Annotated in this window: 10 protein-coding genes and 2 tRNA genes; 4 read left to right on the forward strand and 8 right to left on the reverse strand. The window is 57.5% G+C overall.

The features are described from left to right. Positions 1-76: 76 nt before the first annotated feature. Complete coding sequence (gene glyA, locus ACR3FC_RS04215) at positions 77-1372, forward strand: serine hydroxymethyltransferase (protein ID WP_480473557.1); 1296 nt, start codon at positions 77-79, stop codon at positions 1370-1372. A 113-nt stretch (positions 1373-1485) separates the two neighbouring features. Here the strand turns inward: glyA and ACR3FC_RS04220 are convergent, their stop codons facing one another. After that, positions 1486-1860: a hypothetical protein gene (locus ACR3FC_RS04220; protein WP_209507997.1), complete on the reverse strand. Its 375-nt coding sequence runs from the start codon at positions 1858-1860 to the stop codon at positions 1486-1488. Between the two features lie 91 nt (positions 1861-1951). On the opposite strand from ACR3FC_RS04220, the gene ACR3FC_RS04225 reads away from it, so the two are divergent. Beyond that, entirely contained in the window at positions 1952-2710 is a 759-nt protein-coding gene (locus ACR3FC_RS04225) for an alpha/beta fold hydrolase (protein ID WP_480473558.1), read from the forward strand. Here the strand turns inward: ACR3FC_RS04225 and ACR3FC_RS04230 are convergent, their stop codons facing one another. From ACR3FC_RS04230 to ACR3FC_RS04250, 5 genes are all read right to left on the reverse strand, one after another. Then, entirely contained in the window at positions 2711-2896 is a 186-nt protein-coding gene (locus ACR3FC_RS04230) for a hypothetical protein (protein ID WP_267368020.1), read from the reverse strand. Between the two features lie 272 nt (positions 2897-3168). Then, entirely contained in the window at positions 3169-4521 is a 1353-nt protein-coding gene (locus ACR3FC_RS04235; protein ID WP_480473560.1) for an HlyD family type I secretion periplasmic adaptor subunit, read from the reverse strand. Positions 4522-4523: 2 nt separating this feature from the next. Further along, positions 4524-6746: a type I secretion system permease/ATPase gene (locus tag ACR3FC_RS04240; protein ID WP_480473561.1), complete on the reverse strand. Its 2223-nt coding sequence runs from the start codon at positions 6744-6746 to the stop codon at positions 4524-4526. A 39-nt stretch (positions 6747-6785) separates the two neighbouring features. Beyond that, a complete protein-coding gene (locus ACR3FC_RS04245) occupies positions 6786-8726 on the reverse strand; it encodes a type I secretion protein (protein ID WP_480473562.1) in 1941 nt (646 codons plus the stop codon). Positions 8727-8856: 130 nt separating this feature from the next. Continuing rightward, positions 8857-11175 (reverse strand): hypothetical protein, encoded by a 2319-nt coding sequence (locus ACR3FC_RS04250; protein ID WP_480473563.1) that lies wholly within the window; start codon positions 11173-11175, stop codon positions 8857-8859. A gap of 756 nt (positions 11176-11931) precedes the next feature. Between ACR3FC_RS04250 and ACR3FC_RS04255 the strand changes: the two genes are divergently transcribed. Then, positions 11932-12522 (forward strand): helix-turn-helix transcriptional regulator, encoded by a 591-nt coding sequence (locus ACR3FC_RS04255; RefSeq protein WP_480473564.1) that lies wholly within the window; start codon positions 11932-11934, stop codon positions 12520-12522. Next, positions 12515-13012 (forward strand): hypothetical protein, encoded by a 498-nt coding sequence (locus tag ACR3FC_RS04260; RefSeq protein WP_480473566.1) that lies wholly within the window; start codon positions 12515-12517, stop codon positions 13010-13012. The genes ACR3FC_RS04255 and ACR3FC_RS04260 overlap by 8 nt, the downstream gene beginning before the upstream one ends. Before the next feature lie 106 nt (positions 13013-13118). Here the strand turns inward: ACR3FC_RS04260 and ACR3FC_RS04265 are convergent. Both ACR3FC_RS04265 and ACR3FC_RS04270 read right to left on the reverse strand, forming a co-directional pair. Then, positions 13119-13204: transfer RNA gene (locus ACR3FC_RS04265), tRNA-Leu, on the reverse strand. Between the two features lie 560 nt (positions 13205-13764). Next, positions 13765-13840: transfer RNA gene (locus ACR3FC_RS04270), tRNA-Thr, on the reverse strand. Between the last annotated feature and the right edge of the window lie 28 nt (positions 13841-13868).

The following is a 13868-nucleotide window of genomic DNA, read 5'->3' on the forward strand; positions in this document are numbered from 1 at the left end:
CGCTTTAAGCCTTTTGCGAATGTGGCGTTTCCGATAGGAAATCCGCAAGATTAATACCCAGCCATGTGGAGCGCCAATGAACGCCAATCTTCGTGACACCGGATTTTTCACCCAGTCCTTGTCGGACCGCGATCCTGAGCTTTTTGGCTCGATCCGGTCTGAGCTGGGTCGTCAGCGCGACGAGATCGAGCTGATTGCGTCCGAGAACATCGTCTCTGCCGCCGTGATGGAGGCGCAGGGTTCGGTGATGACCAACAAATATGCCGAAGGCTACCCGGGCCGGCGCTATTACGGGGGCTGCGAGTTTGTTGACATCGCCGAGAATCTGGCCATCGACCGCGCCAAGCAGCTGTTTGGCTGTGGCTTTGCCAATGTGCAGCCGAACTCGGGCAGCCAGGCCAACCAGGGGGTGTTCCAGGCGCTGATCCAGCCCGGCGACACCATTCTGGGCATGAGCCTGGATGCCGGTGGCCACCTGACCCACGGCGCACGGCCCAACCAGTCGGGCAAGTGGTTCAACGCCGTGCAATACGGCGTGCGCCAGCAGGACAACATGCTGGACTATGATCAGGTCGAGGCGCTGGCGAAAGAGCATAACCCCAAGCTGATCATCGCGGGCGGTTCGGCCATCCCGCGTCAGATCGACTTTGCCCGCATGCGTCAGATCGCCGACATGGTCGGCGCCTATCTGCACGTGGACATGGCGCATTTCGCCGGTCTGGTCGCGGCAGGCGAGCATCCCAGCCCGTTCCCCTACGCGCATGTGGCGACCACCACCACACACAAGACCCTGCGCGGCCCACGTGGGGGCATGATCCTGACCAATGATGAAGATATCGCTAAGAAAGTGAATTCGGCGATCTTCCCCGGCATTCAGGGCGGCCCGCTGATGCATGTGATCGCGGCCAAGGCGGTGGCCTTTGGCGAGGCGCTGCGCCCCGAGTTCAAAAGCTATATCCAGCAGGTCGTGACCAATGCGCAGGCGCTCAGCGATCAGCTGATCAAGGGCGGGCTCGACACCGTGACCCACGGCACAGACACCCATGTGGTTCTGGTCGACCTGCGCCCCAAGGGCGTCAAGGGCAACGCCACCGAAAAGGCCCTGGGCCGGGCGCATATCACCTGCAACAAGAACGGCGTGCCGTTTGACCCGGAAAAGCCGACCATCACGTCGGGCATCCGCCTTGGCAGCCCCGCCGGCACCACCCGCGGCTTTGGCGAGGCCGAGTTCCGCCAGATCGCCGACTGGATCATCGAAGTGGTCGACGGCCTGGCCGCCAACGGCGAAGACGGCAACGCCGAAGTCGAAGCCCGCGTCCGCGCCCAGGTCGCAGACCTCTGCAACCGCTTCCCTATCTACCCGAACCTGTAAGCGTTTAAAAAGAAAAGAAAACGGCGCTCTTGAGGCGCCGTTTTTTGTTGTTTGAGCAGCCGCTTTGACAAAAGGAGATCAGGCTAAGCGTCGGCTTGGCAGCCTTCTGAAAGTCAGATCAAATCGCGCCACCACAGAAAAACAAGCAGTAGCGCTGTCAGAGCCAACAGATTGAAAGCCAGCCCCCCCAGCAAACCAAGGAACCAGCCCCACCTGCGATCCGCAAGATTGATGCTTCCCAGATGATCCTGCACCACGTCCGACGCCCTGACGAGCTTGGGAGTATCCAGAATCAACCGCATCTTCGGGTGCGACGCCATCGCCTCGGATCGGGCAAGCACCATGGCCTGCCGGTACACCCGGCGCGGCAGACGTCGTTTTGCCTTGCGAATGGATGCCTCTAGCGTCTTGTCGCGCACGCCAAGCTTTGCACGCAGCAAGGCCACCGTCTCGGCGATCCGGGTCTGAATGTCTGGGTCCTGAGGCATGGGCTCTCTCCTGCCGCCGCAATCTAGCCTGCACCACAAAGACCTACAATGGGGCTGGTGATCCGCTGTAGGCGCTTGTATCACGCAAGCTATGCTGAACACGATTGTACATGGCGAACCGACCGCCCGCCCACCGCTGGTAATAGCACACGGCCTTTACGGATCTGCTCGGAATTGGGGCGTCATTGCCAAAAGGCTTTCAGACGAACGGCAGGTTGTGGCGGTGGACATGCGCAACCATGCTTACAGCATGTGGGACCCGAGCCATGATTATCCCCATCTGGCACAGGATATCGCCGAAGTCATAGAACAGATCGGCGGCGTGGCGGATGTTCTTGGACATTCCATGGGCGGAAAGGCTGCCATGACCCTGGCCCTGCGGCACAATGGGTTGGTGAACAAGCTGGTGGTCGCCGACATCGCGCCGGTTCAATACGCGCACAGCCAAATCCGGTTCATCGAGGCCATGCGGGCTGTTGATTTTTCGCGCATCACCCGCCGGTCGGATGCGGAAATGCAATTGGCCGATCAAGGTGTTGAGAAAGCGTTGCAAAGCTTTTTCACCCAATCGCTGGATATCAAGGGAAAACGGTGGCTGCTTAATCTGGATGTTCTTGCAGCCGAGATGCCAAAGATCATGGGCTTCCCCAAGTTGGACGCCACATGGAATGGCCCCGCCCTGTTCCTGTCGGGCGCGGCATCGGATTATGTCCTGCCGGAACACCGCCCTGAAATCCGCTCGCTGTTTTCCGGCGCGCGTTTCGCCAAAATACCCGGAGCCGGGCATTGGCTGCACGCCGAAAAACCACGTGAATTCGAAGCAGCGGTTCGGACGTTCCTGAACGCCTGATCAGGTGCCCCGGTACAAGCGCCGGGCCACCATCCACGATGCCGGAGCAGCGATCACCGCCCCGGCAACTGCTGCGCCGACAATTGCGCTGACGGAAACCAATCCCGCAGACAGCACAGCGATTACGGCAGAACCTGAAATGGCAGTGGCGATCAGTGAATACAGCATGGCGGCAAGGCGAAACATGGTCGGGTGTTCCTTATGATGACTTCCGGCCAAACATGTCTCGATTCGAATGTGTTTTGCATTGATTTGCATCAGATGCGGAAATCTGGCGCTTCATGAACCTGTGATTTCGCAACCACCGTTGAGCCGATCCGCCAACCCGCCAAGGATGTGGAGCGTGTGAAAACCCAAGTCTTGCTCCGTCAAAGGTACACACCCTCACTTTCACGCTTTTCCCAAAAGGATCAGAACGCGACTCGAGGTAGATGAACCAGCGGCCTTAGGCACCTAGGTTATTGCTCGCGAAACGCACGCGACATGCTGTCCGACACAGGTTTGGCGATATAAGCCGCAAAAGTTCGTTCCTCGGTTTGGATCATAATTTCCGCAGGCATGCCGGGGGTCGGAACAAAGCCGCTGACCCGGTGCAGCTCGTCTGGGGTAAGTGAGATACGCGCCAGATATACCTCTTTTGGAACGCCTGCCGCCTCTTCAAGCAGCGCGTCGGCAGAGACATAAAAGACTTCTCCGTACAAAACCGGCGTTGTGCGCTGATTGAGCGCGATCAGGCGGACAGAGGCGGTCTGCCCGGTTACCACACTATCAATCTCGGTGCGTGGGATTTGCGCCTCAATAATCAAGGGCGCATCGGCGGGCAGGATTTCGGCAATGGGTTCGCCCGTTTCGATTACGCCACCTGGCGTATGATAATGCAGGCGAACCACTGTCCCGGTCACAGGGGCCCGCACCACGGCCCGGTCCAGAACATTGCGGGCCTGACGGGATTTTTCGCGCACGCTTTCCAGATCGGCCTCGACCACGCCCAGTTCATCCAATGCTGCCTCGCGATAGGCGGATCGGGTGCGTGTAATCTGTTCCTGGTACTTTAAAAGCATCTGATTGATTTCAGCGGCCTCCGCCCGCAACCGGGCCTGCTGTCCCTCGGCTTCGGCCTGCACACGCCGGATCGTGTTCAATTCGCCCTTTCGAACCAGCCCTTTCTGGAAAAGCTGGTTCTTGGACTCGTATTCCTCCTGCAAAATTTCGGCACGTGTGGCCATGCTGTCCAATTGGGCCTCAAAGCCACTTGCCCGGATCTTCAACGCTTCCATGTTGCGTTCCAATAGCGCTACATCATTCAGCAAGGTCTTGCGCGACACATCAAAGCTGAGCATTTGACCGTCGAGAATGGCCATGACTTCCACGTCTTTGGAGGCCTCGACCAGATCTGGTGTAAAGACCAGACGATCCCGTTCCCCATATTCCGCCAGCAACCGCTCGGTCATCGCCTGCAAGCGCAGTTTGCGGATGAACAGCTCTCGCTCATTGGCCTGGGCCGAGGTCTGATCCAGCGTCATCAGCACCTGACCTGCCTGAACCGATTGCCCCTCAACAACCTTGATGTCTTCGATGATCCCGCCCTCAAGGTGCTGGACGATCTTGTTGCGTCCAGTGGCGACAAAACTGCCCTGCGCAATGACCGCCGCCGCCAGCGGGGCGCTGAAAGACCATACGCCGAAACCGCCGAAACAGACGACCAGCATAATAGTACCGATGACAATAAAACGGTTGATCGAGCGCGGAACTTCCGCATACCAGACGTCTGGTTCACCGGCAGAGTGCCTTACTGGTACGAGGTCATTCATGGTCAGCCCCCCTGTTGCCCTTCAATTCCAGTCCGTTTGCGCGGCCCGTTGATCTGCTGAAGAACCTGCTCACGCTGCCCAAACAATGCGACGCGCCCATCGGTCAGCAACATGATCTTGTCGACCACGTTCAGCAGCGTCGGTTTCTGCGTAATGACGACCACGGTGATCTTGCTTTCACGCGCCTGTTCAATGGCGCGCCCTAAGGCTTTGTCCCCGGCGACGTCAAGGTTCGAGTTCGGCTCGTCCAATACCACCATTCGCGGGTTCCCAAAAAAAGCCCGCGCCAGCGCAATGCGTTGTTTCTGTCCTCCCGATAAAGGCGATCCATCAGCGGCCACCACGGTCTCATACCCCTGCGGCAGGGTCGCGATCATGTTGTGTACATCAGCCAGTACAGCGGCGTCGTGGATCTGTTCGTCCGTGGCATCGGCTCGCATCCGGCCGATATTGTCCTTGATGGTTCCGGGGAACAACTGCACATCCTGTGGCAGATAACCAATGCTTTCGCCAAACTGGCGCGGGTCCCAGTTGCGGATATCCATCAGGTCCAGCCGCACACTTCCCGACGTTGGCAGAACGGACCCGACAAGGGTCTTGCCTAAGGTGGTTTTGCCCGCACCGGAATTGCCGATAATCGCCAGTGTTTCACCGGGGATGAGTGAGAAGGTAATCCCATTCAGAACCACACGTTTGGTTCCGCCGGGGACATAAAGCAACCGCTCTACATCCAACCGGCCTTCGGGGCGCGGCAGGCGCAACTTCTCGTGTTGCAGAGCCGAGGTTGACAGCAGCGCCTTGATCCGCCCATAGGCCGCGCGCGTCAGAAGGTAACTGTTCCACCCTTCAATCGAACCTTCGATGGGCGCAAAGGCGCGCCCGGCAATGATCGAGGCCGCAATCACCATGCCGCCGGTAATCTCTCCCTGCAGTGCCAGAAATGCGCCCCATCCGAGAATGCCAATCTGTGTCAGCAGGCGAACTGCGCGTGAAATCGCCGCGAAGATCACGTTTCGATCCTGCGCGCGTACCTGCCAGGTTAGGGATTGGGCGGTGTCCCGCCCCCAGATCCGCACTGCTTCGGGGATCATGGCCAAGGCGTTGATAATCTGGCTGTTGCGCGACATGGAATCCAGATGCAGGTTTGCCATGGATTGCGCCCTGTTTGCCTCGGCAAAGGGTTTGGCTGTCATTTTCTGGTTGACCAGCGCAATCGTCATCAGGATCAGCGCCGTCACCACGACGATCATGCCCAGTTGCGGGTGCACGAGAAAGATCATCAGAATGAACAGGGGCGCGAATGGCACGTCCAGAAACGAAATCAAAGTTCCCGAGACCAGAAAACCGCGCAGCTGCTGCAAATCGCCGAGCGTCTGATATTCGCGCCCGTTTCCATGCAACGACGCGTGCGCAGCAGCACTAAGCACCGGTGCACCCAAACGAACGGCAACCTCGACGCCGGTTCGCATCAGCGTAAACCGCCGCACCGCATCAAAAGCAGACTGAAAAATCACGGCCCCGGCGACGATCGCCGTCAACATGATCAGCGTATCCAAGGATCGGCTGGTCAGAACCCTGTCACTGATCTGAAACAGGTAGATCGGGATCGACAGGATCAGAATATTGGTGGCGCAGGTCAGCACCAGAACAAATGCCAGGTTACGCCGGATCGCCCGGATCGAATCCCGCAATGTGCGCTGGAAATCCTCGGGCGGGGTGCGCTTGTGAAAGGTTTGGGGTGGCCCGTTCCCGTCACCGCCGCCGGCTTTTGTCCGCAACAGTGGCTGGTTTGCCTTGGCCTCGATCGTTGCGCCCATGTGATCCGCGCCGGACGCGCGCGCAGAGGGGGTCTTGCGCGCTGTCGTTTCGTCTGCGGTTGCATGATCCGGGCCGTCAGCATCAGCCACCCCGTCACCACCGCCCGCAATGTCCTTGTCTTGCACGGGCTGCGGCGCCGCACACCGATGGGGAGGTTCAGCGCGCGGTAGTTCACATGAGTGTTTCTGGTCTTTGGCCTGTTTCAACGCATCGTTTTCAACCGGCCGGTTTTGATCTGGTTCAGGCACTCGGAACTCCTGCGTCAGATGCAGTCGGGTTTTGGCACCTGTGGCCCGTTGTGCAGGATCTGCCCCTGATTCGGGATCCTGACGCTTCAGACCCAACCCGCCTTGCCTGTCCAGCGGGCTGGATAAAGGATGGCGGTGCGACGAAAAAACAAACGACATGTAGAAACCTTTTGGTCACTCGGTAAAATCTTGGGGGGATCAGGCCAGCATGGTTTGCAGGCCGTCGTCAGGTGTAGTTGCATCAACAGCTGGGGTATTCAGTGCCAGGGCCGCATCCGGTTGCGCGACGGTCATGTCACCCATGATGGCGGCAATTGCCTCATTGGTCATCGCGGTAATCTCGTCGTTGTCCGGCATGTCGATCAGGCTGGCCTGATGCAGCAACAGATCGGAGTACGACCCGTCAGCTGCCATGACTGTCGAGTCCACACCCATCTTGGTCAGATGGGCAGTGTTCAGCATGGCATTGCTGCCCGCGACAACTTCGGCCCCGGCAGCATTCGGGCCCGACAGGTCAATGTCATCCTGATCCAGCATCATCGTGACCTGGTTGACGATGTTCACCTGCATAAGATCGCCGTCGATCTTGAGGACGCGCAACTGTTCCATCCCGGCGAACATCGGATCATTCAGAAGCGCGTCTTCCAACGCCTCCATGTCCATTTCCTGTATGGCCAGCGCGTCCGCCATATTCTGTTGCATATCCTGGTGAATGTCCTTGCCGATCGTTTTGACCGACGCGTCGTTCATGAGCAGGTTTTCATCACCGTCCATTATCGACGCGGGTACTCCACCGCTGATGATATCGTCATCCATAAGGGCCATGGACTGAATCAGCACATCGACTGAAATCATGTTTCCGCCGATCATGATCAGATCGTAGTAGCTGCCCAACTGCACAATGTCGGCGACATTGTACATTTCGTTGTCGCCCAGCACGTAAAGCGTGGATGTGGCTGAAATTTCGGTCTGAATGTGATCGATATCGGTGGCATCAATACTCTGGCTGATGAAATTCGCGACCACCAGATCGCCGTGAACCCAGTCCACAACAACATATGCGGGCTGGCCGCCTGTTCCGTCGGCATCGTCCAGCCAGGCGGCCTCTTTGCCTTCGACTTCGATCACCGAAGACTGAACCAGGTTGGTACCGCTTCCGGCATTCATGGCACCCACGTCCCAGTCGGAAACAAGCGCGACCTGACTGATGACCGTCAGATTGATGGCCTGCCCGCCTACAACAATGTACGGAGCATCCACCCAACCAATTGTCGCAGACACTGCATTTATCGCCAGATTGCCACCGGTCACCACCAGATGCCCGTCGTCAAAATCGGGATCCTTGGACTGATCCCATTCGGCAGGCCACGGCGTTTCCGCTTCATCGCCAGTCGCCTCATCCGGCTGATGGAAAGCGGGCAGCAGGTCGGTCCATTCAGGTGCTTCGGCCATGTGCTCGCCATTGACGATCACACCCAAGGCATCATTGCCATGGAACTGATACACGGTGACGCCATCCACATCCCCGTTCATCGGGTTCAACATCTGTTCGGCCAGTGCCTCGACCATCTCGATTGACTGGTAATCCGCGAGTGAAAATGACGGGCTTGCCACGGCATGGAGTGACAACGCCGTGTCCAGCATCTGCTCACCTTTCGCGATCAGCGCATCCGTGTCGCGAAATTCACCCTCGCCCACCGTATCGTTGTCACGCAGGAAAACCTTTTGCGTGGTGTAACTTACCGCCGACCCCAACGGCACGTTTTCCGGCTGCAGAATGACAAGTGTAGGAACGGATGACGGTCCAATCGTGTCGTCCGGGACAAAACGCTCGGAAACCGGCCCATCTCCACCAAGGATAATCACCGATTCATGTACAGGCCCCTTCGGCGCGTCTGGTAGCGGCAGGTTAGGTTGAGGTGGGGCAAAATTGTATGGGAGGAGTTTGTATTCGCCCACAGGGATATCAAGATCGGCCCTGATGTGGATTGCGGCAGGATCGTCCAGCCCGTCAATTTCGGCTTTTCGCCTCAGGGCGGTGAATTCGTCATACTGGTCCCGCAGCCGGGCCTGTTCGATCGTAAGTTCAAATGTTCCAACAAAATGCGCTATCGTTTCCGTAATTGCGTCAAGGGCCATGTCGGTCATCCTTTTTCACCCGCACCGGCCAGAATTTCCGCTTTGGGTTCAGTTGGGCCGGGGCCACTGCACGCGGCCCCGGCAATTTCGAAAATAGCGAGGCCCGATAATGCGGGCCTCGCCTTATGACTTATGCGTCGTTGTCGTCGCTTGCGTAGGACGAGGTCATCGAGCCACCGACCATGGTCGTATCGACCGAGTTGCCAAGCACGTTGGCCCCCATGACGATCGACTGGTTAAAGGCCGAGGTGTCGACAACAGCCGCTGCCGAGGCATAGGACTCACCGCTCACGATGCCATCGCCACCGTTGTTCGAGCCCCAGCTGCCACCGTTGCCACCTGCGCCACCGTCACCTGAATAGGCACCGGCCGCGCTGCCGCCCGTGATGGTTCCACCCATGGTGTCACCGGACATGGCTGTGCCGGTCGAGTATCCGCTGGCTCCGCCATTTGCGGCGGACGCGCCGCCGGCACCACCGGCACCCGAGCTGGCCGCACCGGTCGCATCGCCCGACCCAGTCGATGTGGCATCGTTATCGGACATGCCCGAACCACCGTATCCGGCGATTGCTTCAGCCAGGCTGTCGGCGGCTCCGTTTGTATCGGCATCACCGAATACATCCGCCGCTCCGCCATCACCGGCGGTATTGGCTGCATCGGCAGATCCGGCACCGTTGCCCGAAGACGTGGATGTGGGCGTCGTTGTGCCGCCTGCTCCGCCGTCACCGTCTGCTGCAGACGTACCAGAACCCGCTGCGTCCGCTGTGCCGTTGGCCGAATTGGATCCGCCATTACCACCGCTGCCATCCGTGTTCTGCGAATTGCTGGACGCACCGTTCACGTCACCTGGGCTTTGGTTGATGTCAGGCCCGCTTGCGGACTGGTCGCCAACACCCTGCGCATCTGAATCCGCGTCAGCGGTTCCACCGGAACCATCGCCGCCCGAACCGTCACCGCCTGAGCCATCGCCACCAGAGCCATCGCCGCCCGAACCGTCGCCACCGGTTCCGTCACCGCCAGTTCCGTCACCACCTTCGCCCGCTTCGGCATCAATCATGCCAAGCTCTTCCTGCAGGGCCATGATTGCAGCTTCGACCATCGCAGCAAATCCGCCTTCGCCGTCACCGCCGGTTCCGTCACCGCCCGTGCCGTCGCCACCGGATCCTTCACCACCGGTTCCTTCGCCGCCCGTGCCTTCACCGCCGGTACCAGGTCCGCCAGTGCCGTCGGCCGAGCTGTCCGCGCCACTGTCAGCGCTGCCCTCTGCAGCGTTGCTGCCCGCGGTCGCATCATTGGCTTCGGTAGTGCTGTCACTGGAATTCGACGACGAACCGTCCGTCGAAGCGCTGCCGTCACCGCCGTCTGATCCTTCGGCGTCTACGTCATTGCCGGCCAGACCAAAGCCTGTGCCGCTCGAGTCGGAATCGCTGTCGCCGCCATCGGCGCTACCCGAGGCATTCGAGCCAGACAGACCAAGGCCCAGTCCCAGACCAAACGAATCTGCGCTTCCGCCGTTACCACCGGTTCCGTCACCGTCAACGCTTGAGCTGCCGTCGTTGTCAGCAGAAGACGAACTGTCAGCGTCGCCGCCGTCGCCGCCAGTGCTGTCACCGTCAGCCCCTGCGCCGGACAGGCCGACACCAATGCTGGCGTTATTTGCGTCACCGGTATCACCGCCTGCGCCGCCACTCGAATCCGCGTCGGCGCTGCCGGTATCGCCACCGGCACCAAACGCATGGCTGCCCAGCGTGGTCGAGTCTGCCGAACCACCATAGCTGGTACCACCGTCGCCCGAATCTCCACCGCTGGACTTGACGCCGATACCTTCTTCAGCGTTGGCGGTACCGCCATAGGCGCTACCATTCTGATAGAAACCGGAATTGTTCGAAACTGACGCCGATTCCAGCGTGTCGTCATCGCTCAGACTGGCGACCTGACTGTTGACGGACGCCATTGCGGTTCCGGCACCATCCATTGAGATATCGACATTCATGTCATCGCCGGGATCATAGTTCAGATCACGGCCTGCGGTGATTACGTCGCCAACCGACGCGTTATCTCCGAAGTCCAGATCAACCTGATCATCATCGCGCGGAATCCACTCTCCGCCACCAAAGTCGATATTGATCGCGTTGCTGTTTGAATTGTCGTTGGTGTTATCTCCGGCATTGAGCGTCTGGTCCTGATCCTGACCTTGATCCTGATCCTGGCCCTGATCTTGGCCTTGGTCCTGGCCTTGTTCCTGACCCTGATCCTGGCCTTGATTTTGGTCCTGGCCCTGATCGTTGGAGTTTTCGACAGTCTGGTCCTGTTGCTGCTGTTGTGCAGTCAGATCAGCTTCGACAAACGCCTCATCAATCGGGATTTCAACATTTACCGGAGCTTCCAGATTCTCGACATTAATTTCGTCGACGGTCGTTACGTTTGTATTATTCACATTACGTCTCATGACAAATTCCTATTTCTGGAACGCCAGACCGCCATTCATCTAAAAAGCGGCATCAGGCGAGATTGAAACAAAAATATCCGCGCAGCGCATGAACGCGCTGAAAGCGGTCTGTGGAAGTTTCTAAATGGCCACCTCCTTTCCCGGCTAAGCCGAAAGCGCGGCGGATCATGAAGGCTGCTGAAATACGCAATGACCGGCGCGATAGGGACAGGCGCTTCGACAATTGAAGCCCAGCCATGTTCGCAGCGACGCACGCCCACGCCTAGCTAGTCGAAAGTTTTGAAGTAGTTACAGTGTTGTTTTTATTATTTACTTTTGGAACACACCTGGGTTTTCGCTCGCCTGCCCCGCATGACCCACCCACAAAAAATAGCAACAAAATAATTCAATTGTTTCCGCTGGTTGCACAAAAAACCAAGCGGAAACCTAACCGAAAGTTCTATGGAACGGGCTCTGGAGGAACTCCTCCTGGTTGTGGAAAACCATGCTTTCGAGTATAATAGAAGTTAATTACCTATTTGATTAGTTAACTATTTTAGACCGCCAGAATTCAAAAAAGAGATTTTTGGTTGACCCTGTTTGCGAGGGAATGTGATGAGTGTGTCATTGATAGAAGAAACTGCCAATCAGGATCTTTATTCAGAAGATTTTTCGGTTGTCTTTATTGGAAAAGAATTATTCTACTCCAATCAGACCCTAAGAAGCGTTCAAACTGAATTCGGAGTTCGCGCCCGACGGTTTGAAACCCTCGAAGCCATGAGCAGCCAAGCGCCCGGTTGCAGCAAGATCGTTGTTGTTGATCAGATGATGCTTGAAGACCTGCTGGCGCGCCCAATGGCCTATACCAAAAGTACCGGATCCGGCTGTCTTGCCTTTGCTTATCGCAAAGAAGAATCAGCCCGGCATATGTTTGAATCCTGGGATCGCGCGCAGTTCGGCGAAATTGGATTTCTGCCGATGAATGTGGCGCCCGATGCTTGGCGTGCCATCCTCAGGCTGCTGATGCATGAAGAATTGTACCTGCCCAGTTTCCTTGCCGATTGCGTCGCCTTTCCAGGCCAGCACACTCGGGACATCCCGGACCGACCCGTGACAAGTGCCACAAATGGTGGCGACCAGCTGTCGCGGTACCTGAAGCTGACGCGTCGCGAAAAGCAGGTCCTGCAACTTGTCTCGCAGGGCAAAAGCAACAAGTTGATTGCGACCAAGTTGGGAATTACGGAACATACGGTCAAGCTGCATATGCACAACGTGGTTGGTAAGATCGGTGTCAGCAACCGCACCGCTGCCGCACATTTCTATTACGAGGTTGCGCCGCACGAGGCGCAGCAATCCGCCCTTGACTGACACGTTCGAAGCCCGGTTCGATCGCCTGATCCTTCTGGTTGGCAGGCTGAACTATATGTGGACCAACACCGAAAGCCTGCTGATCCACCTGATCGCGGGCCTTTCCGGAACGTCGAAAGACGTGGCCGTCATTATTTTCCTGACCTTGAACACAACCCGCGCGCGTATTGATCTGGTCGAACGGCTTGCCAAGATGGAGGGAAGACCCGCGCAGGTTCGTGACCCGATCCTCGAACGCACGCAACGGCTCAGCAAGCTTTCAGGCATTCGAAACAAGTATAACCACTGCATCTATTCATTCGATCAGGAAAGCGGAAACCCGAAAACAATTCTGATGCGGATTTCTGACCGTAAGACCGATATCAGACTGGGACGCTCGGATACGGTAGATGATGATGCGCTTCGCGAAATCGAGACAGTCGTCAATCAGTTGTCAGCCGCGAACAAGGACATCTGGAGGCTGATCCGGGAATTGGGGTATCCGGTATAGTCCTGGTCATGAATATGACGCCATGACGACGTAGGCTGCGCTTCACAGCATTTGCGGTCCCGAAGACACGCAACCCGGGCAGCGGAATGTTCCTTTCGAAAGTGCCTGGTGCGGGCGGTGGGACTCGAACCCACACGGGCATACGCCCTTCAGATTTTAAGTCTGATATGTCTACCATTCCATCACGCCCGCATGGCGCGGCCCTTTCGGACAGTGCAACGTCCTTACAAGCACAACGAGATGATAACAATGTGCTTTGACCTGCCAGATCAGGAAAATTAGCGGGCAGCCCCGAAGGAAGTCACCTGCGCGCAACGGCACCCCGATCACATCCTCAGGCTTTGGCGTGGTCCGACACATCGCCAGGTCCGATGCATCGGATCGACTGACGGTGCCCCTCCCGGGGAACGTGTTTTCAATACCGATCCTTTTCCCGTTCTATCGGGGAACAAAAATTTGTCGCTGCGCAAGCGTACATAGCTCCCGACATTACCATATTGTGTGAATCTGATTACCCAAAACCTGAGTCTCTCATTTCTGTACCAGAGCCACTTTCATGTCCCAACCCTGTTTCGGATTTGTTTTTTGTTACTGTCCAGCGAGTTAGACCTGAGTTCCCCTATTTCCCGATTGAGATGCCCTATACATGGCTACTCCGGGGAACAACGGTAAAGGACGGTTCCGCCCAACTCGGACGGAGGCACGTAAAGCCTCAGTGTCAGGTCGGGACGTTATAAATTTCAATGAATTGGTGGTGCCCCCACACGGACTCGAACCGCGGACCTACTGATTACAAATCAGTTGCTCTACCAGCTGAGCTATAGGGGCACTGGCAGTCGATTACTTCGTCCGACAG

The sequence above is a fragment of the Ruegeria sp. AF3 genome, assembly GCF_056536285.1.

Excerpts from the sequence above, each read along its gene's own strand:
- ACR3FC_RS04225 (WP_480473558.1), top strand. The coding sequence starts at position 1,952 with ATGCTGAACACGATTGTACATGGCGAACCGACCGCCCGCCCACCGCTG.
- ACR3FC_RS04230 (WP_267368020.1), bottom strand. The coding sequence starts at position 2,896 with ATGTTTCGCCTTGCCGCCATGCTGTATTCACTGATCGCCACTGCCATT.
- ACR3FC_RS04220 (WP_209507997.1), bottom strand. The coding sequence starts at position 1,860 with ATGCCTCAGGACCCAGACATTCAGACCCGGATCGCCGAGACGGTGGCC.
- ACR3FC_RS04235 (WP_480473560.1), bottom strand. The coding sequence starts at position 4,521 with ATGAATGACCTCGTACCAGTAAGGCACTCTGCCGGTGAACCAGACGTC.
- ACR3FC_RS04255 (WP_480473564.1), top strand. The coding sequence starts at position 11,932 with ATGAGCAGCCAAGCGCCCGGTTGCAGCAAGATCGTTGTTGTTGATCAG.
- ACR3FC_RS04240 (WP_480473561.1), bottom strand. The coding sequence starts at position 6,746 with ATGTCGTTTGTTTTTTCGTCGCACCGCCATCCTTTATCCAGCCCGCTG.
- ACR3FC_RS04250 (WP_480473563.1), bottom strand. The coding sequence starts at position 11,175 with ATGAGACGTAATGTGAATAATACAAACGTAACGACCGTCGACGAAATT.
- glyA (WP_480473557.1), top strand. The coding sequence starts at position 77 with ATGAACGCCAATCTTCGTGACACCGGATTTTTCACCCAGTCCTTGTCG.
- ACR3FC_RS04245 (WP_480473562.1), bottom strand. The coding sequence starts at position 8,726 with ATGGCCCTTGACGCAATTACGGAAACGATAGCGCATTTTGTTGGAACA.